This window comes from Pseudomonas sp. DCA-1, assembly GCF_046523955.1.
GTDB lineage: Bacteria > Pseudomonadota > Gammaproteobacteria > Pseudomonadales > Pseudomonadaceae > Aquipseudomonas > Aquipseudomonas putida_Y.
On the sequence record NZ_CP169881.1, the window covers coordinates 4,025,656 to 4,051,694 of the forward strand.

At 62.5% G+C, this 26,039-nt stretch carries 26 protein-coding genes and 1 tRNA gene; 4 read left to right on the forward strand and 23 right to left on the reverse strand.

From position 1 onward, the window contains the following. Positions 1 to 176 precede the first annotated feature (176 nt). Positions 177 to 1,373, forward strand: coding sequence for an amino acid aminotransferase (locus tag ACE4QZ_RS18940; RefSeq protein ID WP_021784994.1), 1,197 nt, complete (start codon positions 177 to 179; stop codon positions 1,371 to 1,373). A gap of 62 nt (positions 1,374 to 1,435) precedes the next feature. After that, a tRNA-Asn gene (locus ACE4QZ_RS18945) sits at positions 1,436 to 1,511 on the forward strand. 350 nt (positions 1,512 to 1,861) lie between these two features. On the opposite strand, the gene ACE4QZ_RS18950 is transcribed toward ACE4QZ_RS18945, so the two are convergent. The 16 genes from ACE4QZ_RS18950 to ACE4QZ_RS19025 form a co-directional block, all read right to left on the reverse strand. Next, entirely contained in the window at positions 1,862 to 2,422 is a 561-nt protein-coding gene (locus ACE4QZ_RS18950) for a DUF1285 domain-containing protein (RefSeq protein WP_021784993.1), read from the reverse strand. A 10-nt stretch (positions 2,423 to 2,432) separates the two neighbouring features. Continuing rightward, entirely contained in the window at positions 2,433 to 3,038 is a 606-nt protein-coding gene (locus ACE4QZ_RS18955; protein ID WP_021784992.1) for a DUF4823 domain-containing protein, read from the reverse strand. A gap of 66 nt (positions 3,039 to 3,104) precedes the next feature. Further along, complete coding sequence (locus ACE4QZ_RS18960; protein ID WP_021784991.1) at positions 3,105 to 4,073, reverse strand: GTP 3',8-cyclase MoaA; 969 nt, start codon at positions 4,071 to 4,073, stop codon at positions 3,105 to 3,107. A 257-nt stretch (positions 4,074 to 4,330) separates the two neighbouring features. After that, on the reverse strand, positions 4,331 to 4,966 hold the full coding sequence (locus ACE4QZ_RS18965; RefSeq protein ID WP_021784990.1) for a TetR/AcrR family transcriptional regulator: 636 nt from the start codon (positions 4,964 to 4,966) through the stop codon (positions 4,331 to 4,333). A gap of 482 nt (positions 4,967 to 5,448) precedes the next feature. Continuing rightward, positions 5,449 to 6,231 carry a TatD family hydrolase gene (locus tag ACE4QZ_RS18970; RefSeq protein WP_021784989.1) on the reverse strand — a complete coding sequence of 261 codons (783 nt, stop codon included), beginning with the start codon at positions 6,229 to 6,231 and terminating at the stop codon, positions 5,449 to 5,451. 30 nt (positions 6,232 to 6,261) lie between these two features. Further along, positions 6,262 to 7,248 carry a DNA polymerase III subunit delta' gene (locus tag ACE4QZ_RS18975; RefSeq protein WP_021784988.1) on the reverse strand — a complete coding sequence of 329 codons (987 nt, stop codon included), beginning with the start codon at positions 7,246 to 7,248 and terminating at the stop codon, positions 6,262 to 6,264. Continuing rightward, on the reverse strand, positions 7,241 to 7,873 hold the full coding sequence (tmk, locus tag ACE4QZ_RS18980) for a dTMP kinase (RefSeq protein WP_021784987.1): 633 nt from the start codon (positions 7,871 to 7,873) through the stop codon (positions 7,241 to 7,243). The genes ACE4QZ_RS18975 and tmk overlap by 8 nt, the downstream gene beginning before the upstream one ends. 9 nt (positions 7,874 to 7,882) lie before the next feature. After that, positions 7,883 to 9,103, reverse strand: a complete 1,221-nt coding sequence (mltG, locus tag ACE4QZ_RS18985) for an endolytic transglycosylase MltG (protein WP_021784986.1) — start codon at positions 9,101 to 9,103, stop codon at positions 7,883 to 7,885. Positions 9,104 to 9,107: 4 nt separating this feature from the next. Then, positions 9,108 to 9,923, reverse strand: a complete 816-nt coding sequence (pabC, locus tag ACE4QZ_RS18990; RefSeq protein ID WP_021784985.1) for an aminodeoxychorismate lyase — start codon at positions 9,921 to 9,923, stop codon at positions 9,108 to 9,110. Then, positions 9,923 to 11,167, reverse strand: a complete 1,245-nt coding sequence (gene fabF, locus ACE4QZ_RS18995; RefSeq protein ID WP_410480118.1) for a beta-ketoacyl-ACP synthase II — start codon at positions 11,165 to 11,167, stop codon at positions 9,923 to 9,925. Before fabF ends, pabC begins: the two co-directional genes overlap by 1 nt. Positions 11,168 to 11,353: 186 nt before the next feature. After that, positions 11,354 to 11,590: an acyl carrier protein gene (gene acpP, locus ACE4QZ_RS19000; RefSeq protein ID WP_021784983.1), complete on the reverse strand. Its 237-nt coding sequence runs from the start codon at positions 11,588 to 11,590 to the stop codon at positions 11,354 to 11,356. Between the two features lie 203 nt (positions 11,591 to 11,793). Next, the gene (gene fabG / locus ACE4QZ_RS19005) at positions 11,794 to 12,534 is read right to left on the reverse strand and encodes a 3-oxoacyl-ACP reductase FabG (protein WP_003247160.1); all 741 of its coding nucleotides are present in this window, start codon (positions 12,532 to 12,534) and stop codon (positions 11,794 to 11,796) included. Between the two features lie 15 nt (positions 12,535 to 12,549). Further along, complete coding sequence (fabD, locus tag ACE4QZ_RS19010) at positions 12,550 to 13,488, reverse strand: ACP S-malonyltransferase (RefSeq protein WP_021784982.1); 939 nt, start codon at positions 13,486 to 13,488, stop codon at positions 12,550 to 12,552. Between the two features lie 127 nt (positions 13,489 to 13,615). Continuing rightward, positions 13,616 to 14,626: a phosphate acyltransferase PlsX gene (plsX, locus tag ACE4QZ_RS19015; RefSeq protein ID WP_021784981.1), complete on the reverse strand. Its 1,011-nt coding sequence runs from the start codon at positions 14,624 to 14,626 to the stop codon at positions 13,616 to 13,618. A gap of 3 nt (positions 14,627 to 14,629) precedes the next feature. After that, positions 14,630 to 14,812, reverse strand: coding sequence for a 50S ribosomal protein L32 (gene rpmF, locus ACE4QZ_RS19020; protein ID WP_003247154.1), 183 nt, complete (start codon positions 14,810 to 14,812; stop codon positions 14,630 to 14,632). A gap of 13 nt (positions 14,813 to 14,825) precedes the next feature. After that, positions 14,826 to 15,353, reverse strand: coding sequence for a YceD family protein (locus ACE4QZ_RS19025; RefSeq protein WP_010952934.1), 528 nt, complete (start codon positions 15,351 to 15,353; stop codon positions 14,826 to 14,828). 96 nt (positions 15,354 to 15,449) lie between these two features. Between ACE4QZ_RS19025 and ACE4QZ_RS19030 the strand changes: the two genes are divergently transcribed. Continuing rightward, entirely contained in the window at positions 15,450 to 16,028 is a 579-nt protein-coding gene (locus ACE4QZ_RS19030) for a Maf family protein (RefSeq protein ID WP_101195962.1), read from the forward strand. A 711-nt stretch (positions 16,029 to 16,739) separates the two neighbouring features. On the opposite strand, the gene ACE4QZ_RS19035 is transcribed toward ACE4QZ_RS19030, so the two are convergent. Genes ACE4QZ_RS19035 through rluC form a run of 3 tightly spaced genes read right to left on the reverse strand, consistent with a single transcriptional unit; the run spans position 16,740 to position 19,370 of the window. Then, positions 16,740 to 17,729: a S49 family peptidase gene (locus tag ACE4QZ_RS19035; RefSeq protein WP_021784978.1), complete on the reverse strand. Its 990-nt coding sequence runs from the start codon at positions 17,727 to 17,729 to the stop codon at positions 16,740 to 16,742. Positions 17,730 to 17,735: 6 nt separating this feature from the next. Further along, on the reverse strand, positions 17,736 to 18,410 hold the full coding sequence (locus tag ACE4QZ_RS19040; protein WP_021784977.1) for an HAD family hydrolase: 675 nt from the start codon (positions 18,408 to 18,410) through the stop codon (positions 17,736 to 17,738). A 3-nt stretch (positions 18,411 to 18,413) separates the two neighbouring features. Further along, on the reverse strand, positions 18,414 to 19,370 hold the full coding sequence (gene rluC / locus ACE4QZ_RS19045) for a 23S rRNA pseudouridine(955/2504/2580) synthase RluC (protein WP_031322712.1): 957 nt from the start codon (positions 19,368 to 19,370) through the stop codon (positions 18,414 to 18,416). Between the two features lie 797 nt (positions 19,371 to 20,167). On the opposite strand from rluC, the gene rne reads away from it, so the two are divergent. After that, a complete protein-coding gene (gene rne, locus ACE4QZ_RS19050) occupies positions 20,168 to 23,458 on the forward strand; it encodes a ribonuclease E (RefSeq protein ID WP_410480119.1) in 3,291 nt (1,096 codons plus the stop codon). A gap of 117 nt (positions 23,459 to 23,575) precedes the next feature. Here rne and murB read toward each other — a convergent pair whose 3' ends face one another. Genes murB through ACE4QZ_RS19070 form a run of 4 tightly spaced genes read right to left on the reverse strand, consistent with a single transcriptional unit; the run spans position 23,576 to position 26,002 of the window. Continuing rightward, on the reverse strand, positions 23,576 to 24,595 hold the full coding sequence (murB, locus tag ACE4QZ_RS19055) for a UDP-N-acetylmuramate dehydrogenase (RefSeq protein WP_021784974.1): 1,020 nt from the start codon (positions 24,593 to 24,595) through the stop codon (positions 23,576 to 23,578). Next, positions 24,592 to 25,056: a low molecular weight protein-tyrosine-phosphatase gene (locus ACE4QZ_RS19060; RefSeq protein ID WP_019752229.1), complete on the reverse strand. Its 465-nt coding sequence runs from the start codon at positions 25,054 to 25,056 to the stop codon at positions 24,592 to 24,594. The genes murB and ACE4QZ_RS19060 overlap by 4 nt, the downstream gene beginning before the upstream one ends. Next, complete coding sequence (gene kdsB / locus ACE4QZ_RS19065) at positions 25,056 to 25,820, reverse strand: 3-deoxy-manno-octulosonate cytidylyltransferase (protein WP_021784973.1); 765 nt, start codon at positions 25,818 to 25,820, stop codon at positions 25,056 to 25,058. Before kdsB ends, ACE4QZ_RS19060 begins: the two co-directional genes overlap by 1 nt. Beyond that, complete coding sequence (locus tag ACE4QZ_RS19070; RefSeq protein ID WP_003247142.1) at positions 25,817 to 26,002, reverse strand: Trm112 family protein; 186 nt, start codon at positions 26,000 to 26,002, stop codon at positions 25,817 to 25,819. The genes kdsB and ACE4QZ_RS19070 overlap by 4 nt, the downstream gene beginning before the upstream one ends. Between the last annotated feature and the right edge of the window lie 37 nt (positions 26,003 to 26,039).

Below are 26,039 nucleotides of genomic sequence, written 5' to 3' on the forward strand. Positions count from 1 at the left end.
CACGGCAATTGGACCAATGGTCGAAAAATATTTGCGCAAATAGCCCTAAAAGCTGTGCCAGAGTGTCGCGGTGACCGGTCGGTATCACTATACTGACTCCCCGTTTGTGCACCGCTTCAGTGCATTCGGCTGGAGCGTGTACGCCCTATCACACTCCAATCAGAGCCAAGGTAACAATGAGCCTGTTTTCCGCTGTCGAGCTGGCACCCCGCGACCCTATTCTGGGCCTCAACGAAGCATTCAACGCCGACCCACGTACCGACAAGGTCAACCTGGGCGTAGGCGTGTATTGCAATGAGGAAGGCCGCATTCCGCTGCTGCGCGCCGTGATCGAAGCCGAAACCCAGCGTGCCGCCCAGCACGCTTCGCGCGGCTACCTGCCGATCGACGGCATCGCCACCTACGACCAGGCTGTGCAGAAGCTGCTGTTCGGCGCCGAGTCGCCACTGCTGGCCGCTGGCCGCGTGGTCACCGTGCAGGCCGTCGGTGGTACCGGCGCGCTGAAGATCGGCGCCGACTTTCTCAAGCGCATCTCGCCAGACGCCGTGGTTGCCATCAGCGACCCGAGCTGGGAAAACCACCGTGCGCTGTTCGAATCGGCCGGCTTCCCGGTGCAGAACTACCGCTACTACGATGCGCCGACCAACGACGTCAACCGCGCTGGCATGCTCGAAGACCTCAACGCCCTGCCGTCCGGCTCGATCGTGGTGCTGCACGCCTGCTGCCACAACCCGACGGGCGTCGACCTGAACCTGGACGACTGGAAGAACGTTCTGGAAGTGGTCAAGGCCAAGGGCCACGTGCCGTTCCTCGACATGGCCTACCAGGGCTTTGGTGACGGTATCGCCGAAGACGCCTTCGCCGTGCGCCTGTTCGCAGAGTCGGGCCTGGAGTTCTTTGTTTCCAGCTCGTTCTCCAAATCGTTCTCGCTGTACGGCGAGCGCGTCGGCGCACTGTCGATCGTGACCGCCTCCAAGGACGAGAGCACCCGCGTGCTGTCGCAGGTCAAGCGCGTGATCCGCACCACCTACTCCAACCCGCCAACCCACGGCGCAACCATTGTTGCCACCGTGCTGAACAGCGCAGAACTGCGCCAGATGTGGGAAACCGAACTGGCCGAAATGCGCGAGCGTATCCACGGCATGCGCAAGCAGATGGTATCGCTGCTGGCCGAATACGGTGCCAACCGCGACTTCAGCTTCGTTGGCCGCCAGGTCGGCATGTTCTCCTACTCGGGCCTGACCGTTGAACAGGTTGCCCGCCTGAAGAACGACTTCGGCATCTATGCCCTGGACACCGGCCGTATCGCGGTGGCCGCGCTGAACCAGAGCAACATCCACGTGGTGACCAAAGCTATCGTGGAAGTGCTGTAACTCATTGTTTTGCCTGGGGGTGGGTTGACTTCTCCCGGGCAATCAGTAAGATACGCGCAGATTCCGCGATAGCTCAGTCGGTAGAGCAAATGACTGTTAATCATTGGGTCCCTGGTTCGAGTCCAGGTCGCGGAGCCAAACATTGAAAAGCCCCCGTGTTGCGTAAGCAACCGGGGGCTTTTTCGTTGTTCACCGGAAGTATGTCGGCGCCTGGTAGATCGAGCGCCGCCCGCGCGGCGCATCGCGAGCTGTGCTCGCTCCTACGTTTGTTTCTGGCCAATCATTCCTGTGCCATTTGCGCGCGGACGCCTTGGCGCATGGCGCAATATCACGTCGTACAAACAAGGCGGTCGCGCGCGCCTGTAACAGACGTTACTGGCCCGAAACAAACGTAGGAGCGAGCGCAGCTCGCGATGCGCCGCGCGGGCGGCGCTCGATCTGCCGGGCAGCACAAAACCCAAGACATGCACCATCCAGCCCCAGAGCCCTCAACGACTACGCCCAATCGGGTAAAACTGACCCTGGCTCCATACGCCCAACCATTCCTCCCCCTCGATCACACGCGGTACCGCCAGCTCCACCAGTTGGTAAAATACATTGCGATGTATCAGCGCCTCCAGGTTGCTGCGCATCAGCACATACGGTGATGGCTCCTGCGTCACCGGGTCGATCACCACCCGCAGAGGGTTATCCGGACCGGCCTCGACCTGGTCCTCGACATTGCTGGTAAAGCGCAGCACCTGTTGTTCGCCTTCCCCCTGCACTTCCAGCAGCACGGCCACGAACGGCGCATCGTCGACACGAATGCCGACCTTCTCTACCGGGGTGATCAGGAAATAGTCATCGCCATCGCGGCGAATGATGGTCGAGAACAGCCGCACCATCGGCTTTCGCCCGATAGGCGTACCCAGGTAATACCAGGTGCCGTCGCGGGCGATGCGCATGTCGATGTCACCACAGAAATCCGGGTTCCACAGGTGCACCGGCGGCAGCCCCTTGGCCTTGGGGATCTGCGCCAGAAGGTCATTGGCCTTGCCGGAGTCACTCATCACGCTTGCCTCATTCACTCATGCCCAAGAGGCTACGAGCGTACTCGCGCATCGGCGCGCCAAGCAAATCCTCCGGGGTGTTGTCGTGGAACGTCAACAAACCGCCACGGCTCTTGATGCGTGCGGTGTCGATCAGGTAGCGGGTATTGGTTTCGATCAGCATCATCTGCACCACGCCAGTGTCCCAGCCCAGACGGTCGACGGCCTGCTCGTCATACCACTCGTCACCATTGCCGATGCGATCGTCGGTACGAGCGAAGCGGGTGTACAGCAGGTAGTCGGCGCCTACCGAGCGCGCCTGGGCAATGGCCTCTTCCAGGCCCAGCGGCCCCTGGGCGCGACGCACCATCGGGAAGTATTCGACGAAACTCTTGAACGCCTGCTGAGCCACTGCATTCTGCCGAGGCGCCGGCCCCTTGCCCGGCGGCACGAACGCACCTTGGCCGATGAAGATGAATGAATCAGGCTGCAGGCGGATCGACAAGGTGCGACGGGTTTCGCTGTGGTCCAGCAAACCGGCATCGCTCATGTGATAGCGGACGCCCTCGCCCATATCACTGACATTCATGCAGCCGCCCAGCGCCATCAGCGCTAGCAGCAAGACCAGGCTACGCATCTTTCCTCCAGTGGCCGGCGACGAAAAACCGGCGAATAGCCGGCGGATGCAGCTTTTGCGCCAGCTTCAGCCACCGATCACTTTCATGACCGTCACGCCGCCGGAAAAGGCCAGGTCCTGCTTGTCTGCCAATGCCTTGACCAACAACCGCTGCAAGGCCGGCAACGCCTGATGACGCGGCTTTTCCAGCAGGTCGCCGACGAAGTGCCGGTTACCAGACGACAGGCAGCCATGCAGCCAGCCCGTGGAAGACAGGCGCAGCCGCGAGCAAGTACGGCAAAACGGCACGCTTTCGTTGGCTATGACGCCGAAGTGGCCCCTGCCAGGGATGTGGTAACGCATGGCAGTGGCGTCCAGCGGCGCATCCACCTGGGCGTAGGTATGTTGGCCGCCGATCAGCGCAAGCAGTTGGTCGAGGCCGACAAACTGTTGGAGGAAGGCGTTGCGATCATGGGCAAGATGGCCCATGCGCATCAGTTCGATGAAGCGCAGCTCGAAGCCGCGCGCGAGGCAGTAGTCCAGCAGCGGCAGTACCTGATCGAGGTTTTTCCCTCGCATCGGCACCATGTTGACCTTGATTCGCATGCCCAGGGCGCTCGCCCGCTCCATTCCGTCCAGCACAGCGCCCAGGTCGCCGCCACGAGCAATCTGGCGGAAAGCCAGCGGGTCGAGGGTATCGAGGGAAACGTTCAGCCGACGAATCCCGGCCGCCTGCAGTTGCGGCAACTTGCGCGCCAGCAACTGGCCATTGGTGGTCAGCGAGATGTCGTCAAGGTCTAGTTTGGCCACGGTAGCCAGAAAGGCATCCAGACGCGGGCTAACCAATGGCTCACCGCCAGTTATGCGCAGGCGCTCGATGCCGGCAGCTTCGATCAGATAGGCCACGCCACGGGCCAGGGCATCCGCCGACAGCTCGTCCTGCGCCGCCACCAGCCGCTTGCCGTCAGGTACGCAGTAGGTACAGGCGTAGTTGCAGGCAGCCGTCAGGCTGACGCGCAGGTTGCGAAAGCGCCTGCCTTGACGATCGACGATCATGAGTGACTCCGGCATGGATGAAGGGGCTGGCAAAACCTGACTCATAAATCAGGTTTTTGCAACCCCCAATGAACAATGCCGAATGTTCAAGCGATAGCCGAACGCTGCAGGCTGCGCTGCCGCGCAGAGAACCCACGATGCAGTACTTGTGGCAGCGGGCGTACCCGCGAAGAATCAAACGCGGTGGCTGGCACCGGCTGCGCGGGTGTTCGCGGGCGTGCCCGCTGCCACAGGGCACACGCAGTTTTGTGCAATGCTCAGTTCGAGGGTTCCGGGTCGCGCTTGCGCTTGTTGCCCATCCGCACACCAATATCCATCAGGAACTGGAAGAAACCTTCCTGGTCCTCCAGCACATTGCTCCAGAACGGCGAGTGGTACAGCGCCACAGCGCCGTGCACCAGCGCCCAGGCAGCGCAGTAGTGGAAATACGGCGGCACGTCTTCGAGCTTGCCTTCGCTGATTCGGCCCTTGATCAGCAGGGTCAGGCGGTCGAAGTTGGAGGCACGGATGCTGTGCAACTGCTCGACCATTTCCGGCACCTGATTGCCCTTGACCACCTTTTCCTCAAGGCGGTCGAACAGCCGGTAGCGTTGCGGGTCGCGCATGCGGAACTCGAAGTAGGCGCGCGACAGCGCTTCCTTGTCACGGTCGACGTCGGCCGAGTGCAACAGCTCGTTCAGGTCACGCTCGTAGTCGAGCATCAGGCGAAGGTAGATCTCCGCCTTGGACTTGAAGTGCTTGTAGATCGTGCCTTTGCCGATGCCCACGGCGTCGGCGATCATCTCGACAGTGACGCTGTCTTCACCTTGCTCGAGAAACAGCTTGAGCGCGGTATCGAGGATTTCCTGTTCGCGACGGCGAAACTCACGGACCTTACGAGGTTCTTTCTGCATGGGAAGGACTGGATGACAATCGAAGCGGTTTATTATGCCTAACTTGCGGGAAATTGCACGGATCATCCACACATGTCTGTGTTTCACGATACATACAGCCATGCGCTGCGGGAGGAATGAAACGTTGGCGTATTCCAAATCTGTTTAAAAAACGTCCAATATGCACTGGCACTGCGCCAAACCTGACCAATACTTGAAGTGTTGGCGCGGCGCATCCCCCCCAGTGGCGCGCCGATAAAGGTGCTCAGGGACCGCGTACCTTTGTTTTACTCCTAATGGTCTTAACCCGGATTCCTCCCCCAGAACCCGGGTTTTTTTTGTGTTTTTGTGGGGAGGATGGTGTGACGGCTGTCAGGTGCGTGCCGCAAGAGTTTCAGCGCCCGTGAGATCGAGCGCCGCGCGGGCGGCGCTCGATCTCATAGGCGCTGCAAGGGCTGTGGCAGGCACCTCGTAACCCTCACGCAATCTCTAACCCCGGTGAATCAATCCACACGCGCCAACGGGAACAGACGCTTGAAGTTGGCGGTAGTCTGCTCGGCCAACTGCTCATAACTGGCCCCACGCAGGGAAGCCACATACTCCGCCACCTCCCGCACATACTGCGGCAAGTTCGGCTTGCCCCGGTGCGGAATCGGTGCCAGATAGGGTGAATCGGTCTCCACCAGCAAGCGATCGACAGGCACCTGCCGCGCCACCTCACGCAACGCCTCGGCATTGCGGAAGGTCACGATTCCAGACAGCGAAATGTAATAACCCAGGTCCAGCGCCGCCTTGGCCATGTCCCAGTCTTCGGTAAAGCAGTGCAGCACACCAGCCTGCGGCAGGTTGGCCTCACGCAGCAGCGCCAGGGTATCGGCGCGCGCCGCCCGGGTATGCACGATCACCGGCTTGCCGGTCTGCCTCGAGGCCTCCAGGTGCAGGCGGAACGAAGCCTGCTGCAACTCGGCAGCCTCCGGCTCGTAGTGGTAATCCAGCCCGGTTTCACCAATCGCCACCACATGCGGGTGGGCCAATTCGCGCAATAACCATTCCAACGCCGGGGTTTCACCAGGGGCCAGGTCCAGCGGGTGCACGCCCACCGAGCAGTCGACGTCAGCGTACTGCTCGCTCAGCGCCTTCACTGCCCCCGCATTCTCGGCACTGACGCCAATGCACAGGAAATGCCCGACCCCACGCTCACGCGCCGCCTGCAGGGCAGCATCCAGGGAGCCCTGGTGGGCACTGAGGTCAAGACGGTCGAGGTGGCAATGGGAGTCTACGAGCATGGGATAACGGCACACATGAAAAATGGGAGATCAGCGGGCACCCGGCAGTTGCAGCCAGTGAGCCAGCAGCGATTCAAGCAGCAAGGCACGGTTGAGGTTGGCCTTGCCCAGCACCTTCTGGCGCTGCTCGAGGATCCATGCCTGCACCTCCAGCACCTTGGCCTGTCGGCTCTTCTGGGCCAGGTACTGCACGACCTTGCGCATATCGGCCAAGCCTAACCCTTCCTCGTCCTGGGTCAACTGGTAGCGCAGGATCAGGTGCGACCAATCGCAAAACCAGTCGAACAGCAGTAACAACGGCACACTGCTCCAGGCATCGGCCAGCTGACTGGGCGATTGCTGCTGCTTGAGCAACTTCTTCACCCCGTCGGTAACCAGCGCACGTTGCTCGCGCACACCCTGCGCCTGCAAGCTGACCGCCATCAATGGCGAACCCGCGGCCAGCGTCAGCAGTTCATCGCGCTCGACCTCGTCGCAGTCGGGTAACGCGCCGGCCAGCCATGCCTGGCTCTGGGCCAGGCTGGGCTGCGGACAGGCGACCTGCTGGCAGCGGCTCTTGATCGTCGGCAACAGACGGCTGGGCTGGTGCGTAACCAGCAACAACACGGTATCACCGGAAGGTTCTTCAAGGCTTTTAAGCAGGGCGTTGGAGGCATTGACATTCATCGCCTCCACCGGCTCGATCAACACCACCTTGCGCCCGCCCAGCTGCGCGGTCTGCACCACAAAAGCCACCAGCTCACGCACCTGGTCGACCTTGATCGGCTTGTCAGCCTCTTCCGGTTCGAGGACGAAGTTGTCCGGGTGGCTGCCGGCCTTGAGCAACAGGCACGACTTACACGCCCCACAAGCGTCCAGACCCTGCGGCTGCTGGCACAACAGGCGCGCCATCAGGCGCTCGGCCAGGGCCCGCTTGCCAATACCCTGCGGCCCATGCAGCAAATAGGCGTGGGCGTGCCGGCTACGCCCGGCCAGTTGCTGCCACAGCGCCTGCTGCCAGGGGTAGGCCTCAGCCACGGCAACGCCCCAAAATGCCTGGCAGCAGTGCGTCGATGTCACGCTGCACAGCCTCCAGGGATTGTGCCGCATCAAGCAAGCTGTAGCGCTGTGGCGCGCCCTGGGCGCGCTGCAGGTACGCCTGGCGCACCGCTTCGAAGAAGGCCTGCCCTTCCTGCTCGAATCGGTCCAGGCGGCCACGGGCAGCGGCTCGGGCAAGGCCCACTTCTACCGGCAGGTCGAAGACCAGGGTCAGGTCCGGGCGCAGGTCGCCCTGGACGAATTGCTCCAGGGTAGCGATACGCTCGACCGACAAGCCACGACCGCCGCCCTGATAGGCATAGGTAGCGTCCGTGAAACGGTCACACAGCACCACAGCCCCACGGGCCAGCGCCGGGCGGATCACCTGCGCCAGGTGCTGGGCGCGAGCGGCGAACACCAGCAGCAGCTCGGTGTCGGCCGCCATGGCTTCGTCGCTCGGGGCCAGTAACAGTTCACGCACCCTTTCCGCCAGCGGCGTGCCGCCTGGCTCACGGGTCAGCACCACGTCCAGGCCGTGCTCGCGCAGGCGCGCGGCCAGATAGTCGCGGTTGGTGCTCTTGCCCGCACCTTCGGGGCCTTCCAAAGTAATAAACAAGCCGCTCACAGGCAGTCCTTAATGTTGTTCGTCAGGCGTCGGCCGCTCGGCCGCTTGCGCACCGCCGGCAGGGGCATCCTGCGCGGGCGCTTCATCGGGGGCTGGCTGCGCAGCAGGCTCGTCCGCAGCCGGGGGCTCAGGGCGCTGCGCGTCATCGGCGCCCGACGCCTGTTCAGCATCATCGTCAGCTGGCTTTGCCTCTCGCTGCGGCGCGGGGCTGGAGCGGTAGTCCGACCGGCGCTTGAGCTGGAACTCGCGCACCGCCGAGTTGTGGCCGTCGAGGTCGTCGGAAAACACATGGCTGCCATCGCCACGGGCGACGAAGTAAAGGCTGGTGCCATTGGACGGGTTGAGCGCCGCATGAATCGCTTCGCGGCCGACCATCGCGATCGGTGTCGGCGGCAGGCCGGTCATGGTGTAGGTGTTGTAGGGCGTAGGCTCGCGCAGGTCAGCGCGGGTGATCTTGCCGTTGTAGCGTTCACCCATGCCATAGATAACCGTCGGGTCGGTCTGCAGCATCATACCCAGACGCATGCGCCGCACGAACACACCGGCGATCTGCCCGCGCTCCTGCGGAATGCCGGTTTCCTTTTCTACCAGGGAGGCCATGATCAGCGCCTGGTAGGGGTCACGATACGGCAGGTCGGTGGAACGCTCAGCCCACTCCTTGGCCAGCACTTCGTCCAGGCGCATGTAGGCCTGCTGCAGCAACTCGACATCGGTCATACCCCGCACGAAGCGGTAAGTGTCGGGGAAGAAGCGGCCTTCGGGGAATACGCCGGTATGGCCGAGCTTGTCCATGACCTCGGCATCCGACAAGCCATCGAGTGTATGCTTGATCTTTTCATGCTTGGCCACGGCCGCGCGCACCTGGCGGAAGGTCCAGCCTTCGACCAGGGTGAGGTTGTACTGCACCACGTCGGCACGGCGCCAGGCGTCGAACAACTGCTCGACGGTCATGCCTGGGGTAAGACGATACTCGCCGGTGTGCAGGGGGGTGCCGGCCATGTTGAAGCGCCAGTACAAACGCAACCAGACGGCGTCGTCGAGCAACCCTTCTCGTTGCATGCTGTAGAACATGCGGTTTGGGTTAGTGCCATTGGGCACATCCAGCAGGCGTTCCTGCGTGACGTGCAAGGGCTGCTCCAGGACCGAGTTGACCTTCCAGGCCGACCAGCCAAACGCCAGGCCGGCAAGGATCAAGCCCATTTCCAGCAACAGCAGGAATTTACGTCTCACGAATTCAGGTTTCCAGTAACGTACGGGCAACGGCCTGCAGTTTACGAGTGAGCGGGCCCGGCGACCAGTTTAGCGCGGCTACGCCACGCACAGGCCAAATGCCGTAAACGCTATTGCAAACAAATACTTCATCAGCTTGCTCCATCGCGTCGAACGACAGGTCGCAGACTTGTACCGCAATACCCAGCAGTGGGGCCTGTTCCAGCAGTGCGGCACGCATCACGCCCGCCACCCCACAACGGCTAAGGTCGGCGGTAAGCAGCACACCATCACGCACCAGAAACAGATTGCTGTATACCCCTTCGATCACCCTGCCCTGCGCGTCACGCATCAGGCCTTCGGCATGGTCGTTGTCCTGCCATTCGGCACGGGCCAGCACCTGCTCCAGGCGGTTGAGGTGTTTGAGGCCGGCCAGCAGTGGTTGTTCCCCAAGCCGGGTCTGGCAAGGGAACAACCGCACGCCATGCTCGGCATGCTCGGCAGGATAGCGGGGTAATGGGCTGCCTTGCAGGATACGCCGCGGCGCAGCATCGACCGCCGGTGCATAGCCTCGCTGACTGTCGCCACGAGTAAGGATGAGTTTGGCGACACCCTCGCCCAACTGGCTGGCGTAGCGCAGCAACTCGTCGCGCACCAGCGCCAGGTCGGCGTTGATTGCCAGGCGCTGGCAGCCCAGCGCCAGGCGTGCGAGGTGGCCGTCCAGCAAGCTGGGCCGGGCGCCTCGCACAGCGATGGTTTCGAACAGGCCATCGCCGTAGGCCAGGCCGCGGTTCTGCAGGTTGAGTGCAGTCGCAGGCTGGCCGTCGATCCAGCTGTGCATCAGCCGGCAAACCGGCGGAATACCAGCGAGCCGTTGGTGCCGCCAAAGCCGAACGAGTTGGACAGCACCACGTCGATCGGCATGCTGCGCGCCTGATGGGGAACGAAGTCCAGGTCACAACCCTCGTCCGGCTCGTCCAGGTTGATGGTCGGCGGGGCCATCTGGCTATTGATTGCCAGCACGCTGAAGATCGCCTCCACCGCGCCCGCGGCGCCCAGCAAGTGACCCGTCATCGACTTGGTCGAGCTGACCGCCAGCTTGTAGGCATGCTCGCCGAACACGCGCTTGATCGCCGCCACTTCCGCCACATCGCCCGCCGGGGTAGAAGTGCCGTGGGCGTTGATGTAGCTGACTTCTTCCGGCTGGATACCGGCATCGCGCAAGGCGTTGGTCATGCAGCGGGCAGCGCCTTCGCCAGAGTCAGGCGGCGAAGTCATGTGGTAGGCGTCACCGCTCATGCCAAAGCCAATCAGCTCGGCATAGATAGTCGCACCGCGGGCCTGGGCGTGCTCCAGCTCCTCGAGCACCAGGGCACCAGCACCGTCGGACAACACAAAGCCGTCACGGCCCTTGTCCCACGGGCGGCTGGCCCGGCTTGGCTCGTCATTGCGAGTAGACAGCGCGCGCGAAGCACCAAAACCGCCCATGCCCAGACCACAAGCGGCCATCTCGGCGCCACCGGCGATCATCACGTCAGCTTCACCGTAGGCGATATTGCGTGCGGCCATGCCAATGCAATGGGTGCCGGTGGTGCAAGCAGTGGCGATAGCGTAGTTCGGCCCCTGCAGGCCCAGGTGGATCGACAGGAAACCGGAGATCATGTTGATGATCGAACCCGGCACGAAGAACGGCGAAATGCGGCGCGGCCCCGAATCGTGCAGGGTGCGGCTGGTTTCCTCGATGTTGGTCAGGCCACCGATACCCGAGCCCATGGCCACGCCAATACGCTCGCGGTTGGCGTCGGTAACCTCCAGGCCGGCACTACGCACCGCCTGGAAACCGGCCGCCAGGCCGTACTGGATGAACAGATCGAGTTTGCGGGCCTCTTTGGCCGACAGGTACTGCTCAACCTCGAAGCCTTTCACCGAGCCGCCAAAACGGGTGGAGTAGGCAGACAGGTCCGTGTGTTCGATCGGACCAATGCCACTGCGGCCAGCCAGAATGCCCTGCCAGGTGCTCGGTACATCGGTACCCAGTGGCGACAGCATACCCATACCGGTGACCACGACGCGTCTACGCGACACAGTACTCTCCTTTTCTAATAACAGAGTCTCTTGCCATTGCATTCAAGCACTGGAATGCAATGGCAACAGACTCTTGGTGCGCGGTGAACGAAGCAGCCTGAAAACGCGAGGCGCTCGCAAAGAAAAAACCGCACGCCGGCGAAGGCAGTGCGGTTTTCCCCGACAAGTAGCGTCGACTGTAGCGTCTTAGGCCTGGTGGGCCAGGACGTAGTCGATAGCAGCTTGAACGGTAGTGATCTTCTCGGCTTCTTCGTCAGGGATTTCGGTCTCGAATTCCTCTTCCAGAGCCATCACCAGTTCAACGGTGTCAAGCGAATCGGCACCCAGGTCATCGACGAAGGACTTGGAGTTAGTCACTTCTTCTTCCTTGACGCCCAGTTGCTCGGCGACGATTTTCTTGACGCGTTCTTCGATGGTGCTCATACCTAGTTTTCACTCCTAATGGATATATGTCAGGCAGCTGGCCGGTGGCTAATTTTATAGAAAGACGTTCGCTTTTCAAGCGAAACGCACCTTCAGGCTAGTCACCCCACCCGCTGCCTGGAATCTGGTTGCAGCTTTATAACGGATTTTAGGCTCGCAGTATGACTCTTTTTTTACGAAACCCGTCACATTGAGTTGCAGTATTACATGTACATCCCGCCGTTAACCGGCACGGTAGCGCCAGTCACGTAGGCTGCGCCGTCGGACGCCAGGAACGAAACCACCTTGGCAATTTCGTCAGCCTGGCCCAAGCGGCCCAGCGGAATCTGGGTCTGCAGGGCTTCGCGCTGAGCTTCCGGCAGCTCGCGAGTCATGTCGGTATCGATGAAGCCTGGGGTCACCGAGTTGACGGTGATACCACGCGAACCCACTTCACGCGCGAGGGCGCGGCTGAAACCTTCCAGACCGGCCTTGGCAGCCGCGTAGTTGGCCTGACCTGCGTTACCCATGGCACCGACGACCGAGCCGATGCTGATAATACGACCCCAACGTGCCTTGGTCATGCCACGCAGCACGCCCTTGGACAGACGGTAGAGGCTGTTCAGGTTGGTGTCGATGACATCGAACCACTCGTCGTCTTTCATGCGCAGCATGAGGTTGTCGCGGGTGATACCGGCGTTGTTGACCAGGATGGCCGGCGCGCCGAACTGCTCGCCAATGGCGGCCAGTACGGCTTCAACCGATTCGGCGCTGGTCACGTTCAGCTCCATGCCGGTGCCGGTGATGCCGTGCTCTTTCAGGGTGGCAGCGATACGCTCGGCGCCGGACGCCGAAGTGGCGGTACCGATCACGGTCGCGCCCTGGCGGCCCAGCTCTAGGGCGATGGCCTGGCCAATGCCACGGCTGGCGCCGGTAACCAGTGCAACTTTACCTTGCAGGCTCATGCAAGCTTCTCCAAATCAGGCCAGTGCCGCACGGGTGGCAGCAACGGCGTCAGGGGTGTTGAGGTTGTAGGTGGTCACGCCGTCGGCGCAACGCTTGTTAAGGCCAGCCAGTACCTTGCCCGGGCCACACTCGACCAGGTTGACCGCACCGTTGGCGGCCAGGGTCTGCACACACTCGACCCAGCGTACCGGCTGGTACAGCTGTGCCAGCAGGTCGTGCTTGAGGGCATCGAGGTCGGCGGCGACGGCGGCAGTGACGTTCTGCACCACCGGAATCTGCGGGGCCTTCCAGTCAATGGCATTGACCGAATCGGCAAAGCGCTCGGCGGCCGGCTTCATCAGGGCACAGTGCGACGGGACGCTGACCGCCAGCGGCAGGGCGCGCTTGGCACCTTTGGCCTTGCACAGTTCCATGGCGCGATCTACCGCAGCCTTGTTGCCGGCGATGACCACCTGACCAGGCGAGTTGAAGTTCACGGCACTGACCACTTCATCCTCAGCGGCTTCGGCGCAGATTTCCACGACCACAGCATCGTCCAGGCCGAGAATGGCAGCCATGGCGCCGTGACCGGCCGGTACGGCTTCCTGCATCAGCTGACCGCGGCGCTCGACCAGGCGAACGGCGTCTTTCAGGCTGATGCTGCCGGCGGCGACCAGAGCGCTGTATTCGCCCAGGCTGTGACCGGAAACGAAGGCAGGCTTGGCACCGCCCTCTTCCAGCCACAGGCGCCACAACGCGATGGACGCGGTGAGGATCGCCGGCTGGGTCTTGTCGGTCTGGTTAAGTTGCTCTTCCGGGCCGTCCTGGACCAGCTTCCACAGGTCGTAGCCGAGCGCTTCGGACGCTTCCTTGAAGGTTTCGATGATCACTGGCTTCTCGGCGCCGAGCTCGGCGAGCATGCCCAGCGATTGGGAACCTTGACCGGGAAAGACGAATGCGAGGGATGCAGACATTGAACAAGCCCTTATGATCTTGTCGTCGGATAGTGTGCGCCAGGCCCGAGGCCAGGCGCGGAATCTGAAAACTTGGATGGAAACACAGACCAAGCGGTCACATTTAAGCACTTCATCGGCGAAATGCCTAAGGCAACAGGTCTTCAAGGCGGCCATGCAGCCGCTGCGGCAGGTTTTCCTGAATTTCGATCAGCGCCCGCTGGATGGCACTCTGAAACCCCTGCACGCCCGCCGAACCATGGCTCTTGATGACGATACCCTGCAGCCCCAGAAAGCTCGCCCCATTATGCCGCGCCGGCGCCAGGTCAGCTTGCAGACGCTTGAGCAGCGGCATGGCAACAGCCCCGGCAACACGGGCAAAAGCACCGCCCTTGAACAGTTTTTCGATGCGCGCACCGATCATCGTCGCCAGGCCTTCGCTGGACTTGAGCAGTATGTTGCCGACAAAACCGTCGCACACCACCACGTCTGCCTCACCCCGGTACAGGCCATCCCCTTCGACGAAACCGACATAGTTGAGGCCGCGGGCATTCTGCAACAGCGTGGCAGCCAGCTTGACCTGCTGGTTACCCTTGATGTCCTCGGTACCGATATTCAACAGCGCGACCCTTGGCCGGTGCACACCCAGAGCCTGGGCAGCCACAGAGCCCATTACAGCGAACTGGTAGAGGTTTTCGGCACTGCAGTCGACATTGGCGCCCAGATCGAGCAGTTGGCAGTAACCCGTCTGGGTCGGGATCGCCGCCACCATGGCCGGCCGGTCGATACCCGGCAGAGTCTTGAGCACAAAGCGCGACAACGCCATCAGCGCCCCGGTATTGCCGGCACTGACGCAGGCCTGGGCTTTTCCGTCGCGTACCAGTTCGAGGGCGATGCGCATCGACGAATCCGGCTTGCCGCGCAACGCCTGGGATGGCCGCTCGTCCATGCCGACCACCTCACTGGCGGCGACAATCTGCAGGCGCGCACGATCCGCAGCTGGCAGGCCACTGACGAGATCTTCAAGGAGGGAGGGTTGACCGACGAGGGTCAGGTGCAGCGAGGGGGTAGCCGAAAGGCAGGCAATGCTAGCCTGGACAATGCTGCGGGGACCGAAGTCCCCGCCCATTGCGTCGATCGCGATGACCTGAGCGGACAAGGATTACTCGTCAGCGCCCTTGTCGACCACTTTGCGACCACGGTATACGCCTTCTGGCGAAACGTGGTGACGCAGGTGAACTTCACCGGTGGTTTTCTCTACCGACAGCGCGTTTTCCGACAGGGCGTCGTGCGAACGGCGCATGTCACGGGCAGAGCGGGATTTTTTGTTCTGCTGAACAGCCATAATTGATTAACTCCTAAACGTTTGGGTCACGCTTTAACTGCGCCAAAACACTGAACGGGTTGGACCGCGATACCTCGTCCTTGCTCGATTCGGGCTCGTCTGCGCCCGCCGGCTGCTGGCATTCTTCCGGATGATGAGCAGGCACGATTGGCAAGGCGAGCAAAAGCTCCTCCTCGACCAATGCCTGCAGATCCAAAGGATCTTCGCCCAGTTCCAGCACGTCATAGCCTTTCGGCAACGACTGGGTATTCGCACCCTCCTTCACCACTGCGTAAGTACATTCGCTGTGGATCGGCAGGGTGACCAGCTCAAGACAACGCTGGCAAACCATCTTGACTTCGACGTCCAGCTCGCTGTGGATAACCACCACGTGCTGTTCATCTCGTTCAAAATCGAACTTCGCCTGCACCGTACCGACATTGTCGGAAAGCGGGTCGCAGAGTCTTTCCAAATCAGCGAGTTGCAGCGAACCGTTAAGGGTTACGCCACGATCGGCTAATTTGCGCGGGTCAACGTGAGGTGGAATCGGGTCATTCAACATAGGCGCAGCATTCTAGGGATGCCCCCCGCCCCTGTCAAAGGAAATTAGGCGGCATCGTGCGTGATAGAATTGGTTCAACCGAACCCGGAGTCTACCATGCTTCCTTTGTTACTGGCTTCCAGCTCTGCCTATCGCCGCGAACTGCTCGCACGCCTGCACCTGCCCTTCACCTGGGCAAGCCCCGATATAGACGAGCAACGCCTGGATGGCGAGCCGCCCGTGGAGCTGGTACGCCGGCTGGCCAGGCAAAAGGCCGAGGCACTGGCAGACAGCTACCCTGGGCACCTGATTATCGGCTCGGACCAGGTTGCAGTATTGGGTGAGCAGGTGCTGGGCAAGCCGCACACGTTCGAGCGCGCCTGCGAGCAACTGCTGGAGTGCAGCGGGCAACAGGTGAGCTTTCTGACCGGGCTGGCGCTGCTCAACAGCTCAACCGGGCACTGCCAGGTGGATTGCGTGCCGTTTACGGTGACGCTGCGCGAGTTGAGCAGGGAGCGGGTCGAGCGTTATGTGGCAGCGGAACAACCGCTGGATTGCGCTGGCAGCTTCAAGGCGGAGGGGCTGGGGGTTAGCTTGTTCCAGGGCACGCACGGGTGCGATGCGACCAGCCTGATCGGGCTGCCGTTGATTCGGCTGGTGGATATGCTGATGAAGGAAGGGGTGGAGATACCTTAGCCTGGCTTGAGTTTTTTGTTGTCAGCGAGGTCGAGCGCCGCCCGCGCGGCGCATCGCGAGCTACGCTCGCGCCTACGTTTGTTTCAGGCCAGTAACGCCTGTTACAGGCGCGCGCGACCGCCTTGTTTGTGCGACGCGATATTGCGTCATGCGCCAAGGCGTTCGCGTGCAAATGGCACAGGAATGGAAGGGGTGGAGATACCTTAGCCTGGCTTGAGTTTTTTGTTGTCAGCGCGATCGAGCGCCGCCCGCGCGGCGCATCGCGAGCTGCGCTCGCTCCTACGTTTGTTTCAGGCCAGTAACGCCTGTTACAGGCGCGCGCGACCGCCTTGTTTGTGCGACGCGATATTGCGTCATGCGCCAAGGCGTTCGCGCGCAAATGACACAGGAATGGAAGGGGTGGAGATACCTTAGCCTGGCTTGAGTTTTTTTGTTGTCAGCGAGGTCGAGCGCCGCCCGCGCGGCGCATCGCGAGCTACGCTCGCTCCTACGTTTGTTTCGGGCCAGTAACGCCTGTTACAGGCGCGCGCGACCGCCTTGTTTGTGCGAGGTGATATTGCGTCATGCGCCAAGGCGTTCGCGTGCAAATGGCACAGGAATGATTGGCCTGAAACAAACGCAGGAGCGAGCGCAGCTCGCGATGCGCCGCGCGGGCGGCGCTCGACCTCACAAACCCCGCGAATCGCGCGACAAACACCGCGCGACGAGCCCTCAGCGCAACTGCGGCCCCTGGAACCCCATCCACATCGCCAGGTGCTCAGCCACGCTGGCCCCCACGCGCTTGGAGAAGCGATCGAACGGCGACTCCTGAACGGTGAAGTCCACCAACTCTTTCTCACCCACGATCTCACGCGCCACATAGCTGGCACTGCCCAGGCCATCCACAAGCCCCAACGCCTTGGCCTGCTCACCCGACCAGATCAGGCCACTGAACAACTCCGGGTGCTCCTTATCCTTCAGGCGCTCACCCCGCCCCTGCTTGACCATGGCGATGAACTGCTGGTGCGTGGTATCCAGCACACCCTGCCAGAACCGGGTCTCTTCTGGTTTTTCCGGCGAAAAAGGATCAAGGAACGCCTTGTGCTCACCCGAAGTGTAGGCACGCCGCTCGACCCCCAGCTTCTCCATGGTGCCGACAAAGCCATAACCGGCCGCCGTCACGCCAATGGAGCCCACCAGGCTGGCCTTGTCGGCATAGATCTCGTCCGCCGCACTGGCGATGTAATAGGCACCGGAAGCACCAAGATCAGTGATGACCGCATACAGCTTGATGGCAGGATACTCAGCACGCAGGCGACGGATTTCGTCATACACGTAACCCGCTTGCACCGGGCTGCCACCCGGGCTGTTGATGCGCATCACCACAGCCTTGGTCTTGTCGTCCCTGAACGCCTCTCGCAAGCTCTTGACGATGTTGTCGGCGCTGGCAGCCTCCTGATCGGCAATCACCCCGCGCACCTCGACCAGCGCGGTATGGCTGGCACTGCGCGAAGCAGCCTTGTCCATGTCCATCAGCGGCGAGAACAACGCCAGAATGCCGAACAAGTAGACGAAGGTCAGCAGTTTGAAGAAGATCCCCCAGCGCCGTGACCGTCGCTGCTCCTGCACGCTGGCCAGCAAGGTCTTTTCCAGCAGCTTCCAGCTGTTGCGCTCTTCGCGCTCCTCGCGCTCGGCCTCGGGGGCTTTCCATTCGTCTGCCATGCTTACCTACCTTGGAAGTGGAATTGCGGAACCACCCAGCCACTCGCGCAACTGGGAAAAGTGATCGATGCATACCTGCGGACCAAACTCGGCCAGCGCCTGCAGCGACATGGCACCATAGCCAACCGCCACCGAATGCATGCCGGCATTGCTGGCCATTTGCAGGTCGAATGCCGAATCTCCGACCATCAGCGCACGCGCCGGTTCGACACCACAATGGCCGAGGATTTCCTCAAGCATCAGCGGGTGCGGCTTGCCCCGGGTCTCGTCAGCGGCGCGGGTGATATCGAAGAACTGCTCCCAACCATTGGCCTTGAGCACCCGATCCAGCCCGCGACGGGCCTTGCCGGTGGCCACCGCCAGGCGGTAACCCTCGGCACGAAAGGCATCCAGCGACTCGACCACGCCATCGAACAGCGGCGAAGGCTGCTGATCCAGCGCAACGTAGACATCGGCATAGTGCTGACGGAAGCTGGCAACCCCTGCGGGCGACAGGTGTGGGTACAAGGTATGGATCGCCTCGTCCAAGGCCAGACCGATGATACCCTTGACCGCAGCGTCGCTGCTCTGCGCCTCGCCGGCACGCTCGGCGGCAACATTCATGGCCTGGACGATACGCCCAATGGAATCGGCCAGAGTGCCATCCCAGTCGAAGATCAGTAGCTCATAGCCCTTTTTCATGGATCAGGACGCACTCAGCCGTTCAATGGTTTTCGCCCAAACCTCATCCACAGGCGCCTCGAGCTTCAACTCGCCACCGTCTGGTAGCGGCACGGTCAACGCATAGGCATGCAGGAACAGGCGCTTGCCACCCAGCTCACGAATTTCGCGACTGAAATCTTCGTCGCCGTATTTGCTGTCGCCAGCGATCATGTGCCCGGCATGCAGGGTATGCACGCGGATCTGATGGGTACGACCGGTGATCGGGCGCGCCTCGACAATGGTGGCAAAGTCACCAAAGCGGCGCAGCACGCGAAACAGGGTGAGCGCCTCCTTGCCTTCCTCGTTCACTTCGACCATGCGCTCGCCAGAACGCAGGTTGCTCTTGAGCAACGGCGCGTTGACCTGCTTTTTCGAGGTTGGCCAGTGGCCGCGCACCAGCGCCATGTAGCGCTTGTCGACACCATCGCCGCGCAGGGCGGCATGCAGGTGGCGCAGCATGCTGCGCTTCTTAGCAATCATCAACAGGCCAGACGTGTCGCGATCCAGGCGGTGCACCAGCTCCAGCTCCTTGGCGTCGGGGCGCAACTGGCGCAGCGCCTCGATCACCCCGAAGCTCAGGCCACTGCCGCCATGCACGGCGATGCCGGCCGGCTTGTTCATCACGATAAGCGCCTTGTCTTCGTAGACAATGGCGGCTTCCAGGCGCTGCAGCAGGCCTTGGGCCACCGGTGCCGGCTCGTCTCGCTCCGGCAGGCGAACGGGCGGCACCCGTACGATGTCGCCGGCCTGGATTTTGTACTCCGGCTTGACGCGGCCCTTGTTGACCCTCACCTCACCCTTGCGCAGGATGCGGTAGACCAGTGTCTTGGGCACGCCCTTGAGGGCCGTGATGAGGAAATTATCGATGCGTTGGCCGGCAAGCTCCGGCGCGACTTCGATCAGCTGAACGCCGGAAGTCGGAGGGGTATTGGTCGTCATTGCGGGATCATAACAATTTTTTATGGAATTGAAGCACTTAATCATTGCTGCTATAGTCGCGAACGCCGCCAAAAGCGGCAGGCCAGCGGCACCAGGCTCTTTGCCGGTCCCTGACCTTCGCAATTCTCCAGGACGCGAGGCCGTCCTACGGGGTTTTCGCCAGTTTACCGAAATGCCTGGAATCGCCACCAGCGCCGTGTAGAGAAGACCGAAAAAAAACGACAAGTGCGGTGTTTCACCTGCTTACCCGATTCTTTTCGCTGCACCTCTGCCCGCGAGTCGCTTCCACGCAACGCCCGGCGAATGCTTCGGAAATACCTGCCTTGGACATGAATGGCGCCAGCGCAGAACCAGCGCTGGCGAAAAATGCAACCCGTTGCGGATTCAGCGCGCGGCAGCACCCGAATTATCAGGGATACGTGCAGGGTGGAGATGCACAGCCCTCGGACCGTGTAGCACCGCGTCCGGCCACCAGCCCACTGACGGCTGGTGAGCGGATAAGGTCCTGAACAGATGCCCACCGGGCGTCCACGGCTGACGGTTGATTCCTCCTCCTGACTGAGTGCACAAGGCCCGCTTGGTTGATTCGGATACCTATTCGAAGCCACCGGGGCCTTGTTGGCACCGCAGCAAACAGGACGCGTCGTCGCGACAACGGCAGGCTGGGCAACCGGCTGGTGCCGAACGTCGCTCGACACGGGGGTGGCCCGGCCACCCTTTGCGCACCTTGGCACCGACCATGAGACGTCGTGTGTGCCGAACGCCGTTTCCGGCAGCCCGGAAACCGACGGTACAACATGAAAAGAATGCTGATTAACGCGACTCAACCCGAAGAGTTGCGTGTAGCCCTGGTGGACGGCCAACGTCTCTACGATCTGGACATCGAGTCCGGCGCGCGCGAGCAGAAAAAGGCCAACATCTACAAAGGCAAGATCACCCGCATCGAACCCAGCCTCGAAGCCGCCTTCGTCGACTTCGGTTCCGAACGTCACGGCTTCCTGCCGCTGAAAGAAATCTCCCGCGAGTACTTCAAGAAGGCCCCAGAAGGCCGGGTCAACATCAAGGAAGTGCTCAGCGAAGGCCAGGAAGTCATTGTCCAGGTCGAGAAGGAAGAGCGCGGCAACAAAGGCGCCGCCCTCACTACCTTCATCAGCCTGGCCGGCCGCTACCTGGTGCTGATGCCCAACAACCCACGTGCCGGTGGCATCTCCCGCCGCATCGAAGGCGAAGAGCGCAACGAACTGCGCGAAGCGCTGAACGGCCTGACCGTGCCGGGCGACATGGGCCTGATCGTGCGCACTGCCGGCCTTGGCCGCAGCAGCGAAGAAATGCAGTGGGACCTGGACTACCTGCTGCAACTGTGGACCGCCATCAAGGAAGCGTCCCTAGACCGCGCCGCGCCATTCCTGATCTATCAGGAAAGCAACGTCATCATCCGCGCCATTCGCGACTACCTGCGCCAGGACATCGGCGAAGTGCTGATCGACAGCATCGAAGCCCAGGAAGAAGCGCTGACCTTCATCCGCCAGGTGATGCCGCAGTACGCCAGCAAGGTCAAGCTGTACGAAGACAGCGTGCCGCTGTTCAACCGCTTCCAGATCGAAAGCCAGATCGAGACGGCCTTCCAGCGCGTGGTTGACCTGCCGTCCGGTGGCTCGATCGTGATCGACCCGACCGAAGCCCTGGTGTCCATCGACATCAACTCGGCGCGCGCCACCAAAGGCAGCGACATCGAAGAAACCGCCCTGCAGACCAACCTGGAAGCGGCCGAGGAAATCGCCCGCCAGCTGCGCCTGCGTGACATCGGCGGCCTGATCGTCATCGACTTCATCGACATGACCCCGGCGAAGAACCAGCGCGCCGTTGAAGAGCGCGTTCGCGAATGCCTGGAAGCCGACCGCGCCCGCGTGCAGGTAGGCCGCATCTCACGCTTCGGCCTGCTGGAAATGTCCCGCCAGCGTCTGCGCCCATCGCTGGGCGAAAGCAGCGGCATCGTCTGCCCACGCTGCTCCGGCACCGGCATCATCCGTGATGTCGAGTCGCTGTCGCTGGCCATCCTGCGCCTGATCGAAGAAGAAGCCCTGAAGGACCGCACCGCCGAAGTACGTGCCCAAGTGCCGATCCCGGTGGCCGCCTTCCTGCTGAACGAAAAGCGCAATTCGATCACCAAGATCGAGCTGCGCACCCGTGCGCGCATCATCATCCTGCCGAACGACCACCTGGAGACCCCGCACTTCGAAGTCCAGCGCCTGCGCGACGACAACCCTGAAGTGCTGAACAACCAGTCCAGCTACGAAATCGCCGCCGCCGAAGCCGAAGAAGCGCCGCAGCCGACCGCCACTCGCACCCTGGTACGCCAGGAAGCCGCAGTGAAGACGGCCCCGGCCCGCGCCAACGCACCGGTACCGGCCACCGCTGAAGAGTCCCAGCCTGCCGCCCCGGTCGCCCCTGCCCCGAGCGCTCCGGAGCCAAGCCTGTTCAAGGGCCTGGTGAAGTCGCTGGTCAGCCTGTTCGCCGGCAAGGACGAGCCTGCCGCCGCGCCAGTGGTTCCCGCCGCCGAAAAACCGGCTGCCGAACGCAGCCCGCGCAACGAAGAGCGCCGCAACGGCCGCCAGCAAAGCCGCAACCGCAACGGCCGCCGCGACGAAGAACGCAAGCCGCGTGAAGAGCGTGCCGAGCGTGCACCGCGCGAGGAACGCGCCCCACGTGAAGAGCGTGCACCGCGTGAGGAGCGCGCCCCACGCGAAGAACGTGCACCGCGTGAAGAACGTGCTCCACGCCGGCCACGCGAAGACCGCCGTAGCAACCGCGGCGAAGAGCGCGTTCGCGAACTGCGCGAGCCGCTGGACGCTACCCCGCCAGCCGAACGTGAAGAGCGCCAGCCGCGTGAAGAGCGTGCTCCACGCGAAGAGCGCGCACCTCGTGAAGAGCGTGCCCCTCGCGAAGAACGTGCTCCACGCGAAGAACGTGCTCCACGCGAAGAGCGCGCCCCTCGTGAAGAACGTGCTCCACGCGAAGAGCGCGCCCCTCGTGAAGAACGTGCTCCACGCGAAGAGCGCGCACCTCGTGAAGAACGTGCTCCACGTGAAGAACGCGCACCTCGTGAAGAACGTGCTCCACGTGAAGAGCGCGCCCCTCGCGAAGAACGTGCCCCGCGCCCACCACGCGAAGAGCGCCAACCACGCGCTGCCGAAGAAGCAACCGAACAGGCTGCCGAACTGGCCGAAGAGCAACTGCCAAGCGAAGAGCTGCTGCAAGACGAGCAGGAAGGCACCGATGGCGAGCGCCCGCGCCGCCGCTCCCGTGGCCAGCGTCGTCGCAGCAACCGTCGTGAGCGTCAGCGCAACGCCAATGGCGAGCTGATCGACGGCAGTGAAGAAGAAGGCAGCGAAGAGCAGCCACAACAGCACCAGGCCACCGAGCTGAGTGCCGAACTGGCCGCCGGCCTTGCCGTGACTGCCGCTGTTGCCAGCAGCAACATCAGCTCCGACGCAGAAGCCCAGGCCAACCAGCAGGCAGAACGTGCCACCGCCGAAGTCGCTGCTGTTGCAGAAACCGACAGCAGCGAAGCCGCCCAGCCGGCTGAGCCCGTCGAAGCAGTCGCCAAAGCTGAAGAAGCAGCCGTGGCCCCAGCGGTAGAGCAGCCGGTCACCGAGCCAGTGACCGTAGCCGAGGCAACTGCCGAGCCTGTGGTCGAAACTGCCCCGCAGCCTGTTGCTGAAAATACTCCTGCTGTTGAGCCGGCCGTGGTTGCAGAACCCGTGGCCACTCAAACCCCAGTAGAAGCCCCTGCGGTGGAAGGCGGCGAGAGCGAACAGGCCCCGGCCATGGTCGAAGTCACCCCGGTTGCCGTGCAGCCTGCCCCGGTTGTCGAAGCCCAGCCAGAAGTGGCGGCCGAACCTGCACCTGCAGCGGCCGAACCTGCCACTGTCATGCTGGCCAACGGCCGCGCACCGAACGACCCACGTGAAGTGCGTCGCCGCAAGCGTGAGGCCGAGGCTGCTGCCAAAGCCGCACAGGAAGCTGCTGCAGCCTCCCAGGAACCAGCCTTGGAATCCGCCGATGAGCACAAACCTCATCACGGCTGATAGCCAAAGCTGAATGAAAAAGCCCCGCCAGTTCGCACTGGCGGGGCTTTTTTTGGCTTGCTGTCCCGGCCTCTTCGCGGGTAAACCCGCTCCTACGGGAGGTTCACAGGCAGCCAATCAGTAAAGATTAGGCTCCATCTCCAGCTCAACCCCAAACCGCTCGAGGATATCCGCCTGGATCTGCCGCGCCAGCGCATGCATCTGCGCCCCGCTCGCCTGCCCATAGTTGACCAGCACCAGCGACTGCAAGCGATGCACGCCAGCATCACCCTCACGATGGCCCTTCCAGCCCGCCTGCTCGATCAACCAGCCCGCCGCCAGCTTCACCTGACCATCAGCCTGGGGATATGCCACAACCCCCGGATACTGCGCACGAATACGCTCGACCAGATCAGCCGTCACCACCGGGTTCTTGAAGAAGCTCCCGGCATTGCCAAGCTCTGCCGGGTCTGGCAGCTTCTCGCGGCGAATGCTGCAGATTGCATCACTGATCGCTTGCGCGGTCAGCTCGCTCTCACCCTGCTCAGACAGGCGTTGGCGCACCGGACCGTAGTCCAGTTGAGCGTGCAGGGTGCGGGTCAAGGCAAAGCGCACACGCAAGATCAACCAGCGGCCGGGGTTGCGCTTGAAAAGGCTGTCGCGATAGCCGAAAGCACATTCCGCCAAACTGAAGTCATGCAGCTCGCCAGTCTCACGATCCAGGGCTGTCAGCCCGTTGAATACGTCCTTGATTTCCACCCCGTAAGCGCCCACGTTCTGCATCGGCGCGGCACCCACGGTGCCAGGGATCAGGCTGAGGTTCTCCAGCCCGCAATAGCCCTGCGCCAGCGTCCACTGCACAAACGCGTGCCATGGCTCACCGGCCTCGGCCTCGACCACGATACGCTCGCCATCGTCACTGAGCACACGCCGACCGCGGCTGGCCATGTGCAGCACCAGAGCATCGATATCGCGGGTCAGCAGCAGGTTGCTGCCACCACCGATCACAAATACCGGCAGGCCCTTCTGGTGTGCCTGGCTCAGTGCCTGACGCACCTGCTGGTCGTCCTGCACCTGGCTGAAATAGCGCGCCTTCACGTCAATGCCGAAGGTATTGTAAGGCTTGAGCGATACCTGCTCCTGCCACTGCACTGTCATAGACGCCCCTTGATTTCCAGCACCAGCGACTGGCAAGCCGCTTCCACCAGATCCAGCACCTGCTCGAAGCCGTCGGCGCCACCGTAGTACGGGTCTGGCACCTCATCCAGTGCTGCTCCGTAACGGCGCAAGAACAGGTCGAGTTCGCCCACCGCCGTGGACGGACGCAGGGCGCGCAGATCGCGCAGGTTGTGCTCATCCATGGCCAACACCAGGTCGTACTCGGCGAAGTGCGATGCCTTGACCTGCTGGGCGCGTTGTTGAGACAAATCGTAACCGCGTGCCAGAGCCGCCTTGCAGGTGCGGCTGTCTGGCGCTTTGCCGACATGCCAGTCACCGGTACCCGCAGAAGCTACCTGCACCTTGTCGGCGAGCCCCGCGGCGTGCAACTGATGGCGAAGCACGCCTTCGGCAGTGGGCGAGCGGCAGATGTTGCCCAGGCAAACAAACAGGACGCGCATCAGGCCTCCAGCAAGCGCCGTACGCGCTCCAGATCCTCAGGGGTATCTACACCCACGGCAGGCGCCTCGATGGCGTCCTCGATGTGAATGCGCACGCCGTGCCACAGGGCACGCAGCTGCTCCAGCGCTTCGGCCTGCTCAAGCCAGCATGGGCCCCAGCTGACGAAGTGCTGCAGGAAGCCGACACGGTAGGCATACATGCCAATATGGCGGCGATATGGCACACCATGCGGCAGCACGTCGCGGCCCTTGGCAAAGGTATCGCGGGCCCAGGGCAGCGGCGCCCGGCTGAACGTCAGAGCCAGGCCGTTCTTGTCACTCACCACCTTGACCGCGTTAGGGTTGAACACGGTTTCCGGCTCATGGATAGGCTCGGCCAGGGTGGCGATGCCGGCTTCCGGATGTGCAGCCAGGTTGGCCGCCACCTGGTCGATGATCACCGGCGGGATCAGCGGCTCATCACCCTGCACGTTGACCACGATGGCATCAGCCGGCAAGCCAAGGTGGGCAGCCACTTCGGCCAGCCGGTCGGTGCCGGACTCATGATCGGCACGGGTCATCAGCACTTCGGCGCCGAAGGCCTGGCAGGCTTCGAGGATGCTGGTGTCGTCGGTGGCGATGACTACACGGCTGGCACCGCTCTTGCGGGCTTGCTCCCACACATGCTGCACCATCGGCTTGCCAGCAATCAGCAGCAGCGGTTTGCCTGGCAGGCGCGTGGAGCGCAGCCGGGCGGGAATCACTACCGTAAAATCCAGGCTCATTTGTCAAGGCGCTCGTCGTCGGTCAGGGTGCGCGCCTCGCTTTCCAGCATGACCGGGATACCGTCGCGAATCGGGTAGGCCAGGCCAGCGCCTTTGCTGATCAGCTCGGTCTTGTCGGCGCTCAGCTTGAGCGGGCCCTTGGTAATCGGGCAGGCGAGGATATCGAGCAGTTTGGTGTCCATTGGAGGCTTCCTTTAGGCCAGGTGGCCGGAAATTGAA

Bases quoted from the DNA above. Each gene is read 5' to 3' on its own strand.
- ACE4QZ_RS18940 (WP_021784994.1), top strand. From the start codon at position 177: ATGAGCCTGTTTTCCGCTGTCGAGCTGGCACCCCGCGACCCTATTCTG.
- ACE4QZ_RS18950 (WP_021784993.1), bottom strand. From the start codon at position 2,422: ATGAGTGACTCCGGCAAGGCCAATGACCTTCTGGCGCAGATCCCCAAG.
- ACE4QZ_RS18955 (WP_021784992.1), bottom strand. From the start codon at position 3,038: ATGCGTAGCCTGGTCTTGCTGCTAGCGCTGATGGCGCTGGGCGGCTGC.
- ACE4QZ_RS18960 (WP_021784991.1), bottom strand. From the start codon at position 4,073: ATGATCGTCGATCGTCAAGGCAGGCGCTTTCGCAACCTGCGCGTCAGC.
- ACE4QZ_RS18965 (WP_021784990.1), bottom strand. From the start codon at position 4,966: ATGCAGAAAGAACCTCGTAAGGTCCGTGAGTTTCGCCGTCGCGAACAG.
- ACE4QZ_RS18970 (WP_021784989.1), bottom strand. From the start codon at position 6,231: ATGCTCGTAGACTCCCATTGCCACCTCGACCGTCTTGACCTCAGTGCC.
- pabC (WP_021784985.1), bottom strand. From the start codon at position 9,923: ATGCACAGCTGGATCGACGGCCAGCCTGCGACTGCACTCAACCTGCAG.
- acpP (WP_021784983.1), bottom strand. From the start codon at position 11,590: ATGAGCACCATCGAAGAACGCGTCAAGAAAATCGTCGCCGAGCAACTG.
- fabG (WP_003247160.1), bottom strand. From the start codon at position 12,534: ATGAGCCTGCAAGGTAAAGTTGCACTGGTTACCGGCGCCAGCCGTGGC.
- fabD (WP_021784982.1), bottom strand. From the start codon at position 13,488: ATGTCTGCATCCCTCGCATTCGTCTTTCCCGGTCAAGGTTCCCAATCG.
- rpmF (WP_003247154.1), bottom strand. From the start codon at position 14,812: ATGGCTGTTCAGCAGAACAAAAAATCCCGCTCTGCCCGTGACATGCGC.
- ACE4QZ_RS19025 (WP_010952934.1), bottom strand. From the start codon at position 15,353: ATGTTGAATGACCCGATTCCACCTCACGTTGACCCGCGCAAATTAGCC.
- ACE4QZ_RS19030 (WP_101195962.1), top strand. From the start codon at position 15,450: ATGCTTCCTTTGTTACTGGCTTCCAGCTCTGCCTATCGCCGCGAACTG.
- ACE4QZ_RS19035 (WP_021784978.1), bottom strand. From the start codon at position 17,729: ATGGCAGACGAATGGAAAGCCCCCGAGGCCGAGCGCGAGGAGCGCGAA.
- ACE4QZ_RS19040 (WP_021784977.1), bottom strand. From the start codon at position 18,410: ATGAAAAAGGGCTATGAGCTACTGATCTTCGACTGGGATGGCACTCTG.
- rluC (WP_031322712.1), bottom strand. From the start codon at position 19,370: ATGACGACCAATACCCCTCCGACTTCCGGCGTTCAGCTGATCGAAGTC.
- rne (WP_410480119.1), top strand. From the start codon at position 20,168: ATGAAAAGAATGCTGATTAACGCGACTCAACCCGAAGAGTTGCGTGTA.
- murB (WP_021784974.1), bottom strand. From the start codon at position 24,595: ATGACAGTGCAGTGGCAGGAGCAGGTATCGCTCAAGCCTTACAATACC.
- ACE4QZ_RS19060 (WP_019752229.1), bottom strand. From the start codon at position 25,056: ATGCGCGTCCTGTTTGTTTGCCTGGGCAACATCTGCCGCTCGCCCACT.
- kdsB (WP_021784973.1), bottom strand. From the start codon at position 25,820: ATGAGCCTGGATTTTACGGTAGTGATTCCCGCCCGGCTGCGCTCCACG.
- ACE4QZ_RS19070 (WP_003247142.1), bottom strand. From the start codon at position 26,002: ATGGACACCAAACTGCTCGATATCCTCGCCTGCCCGATTACCAAGGGC.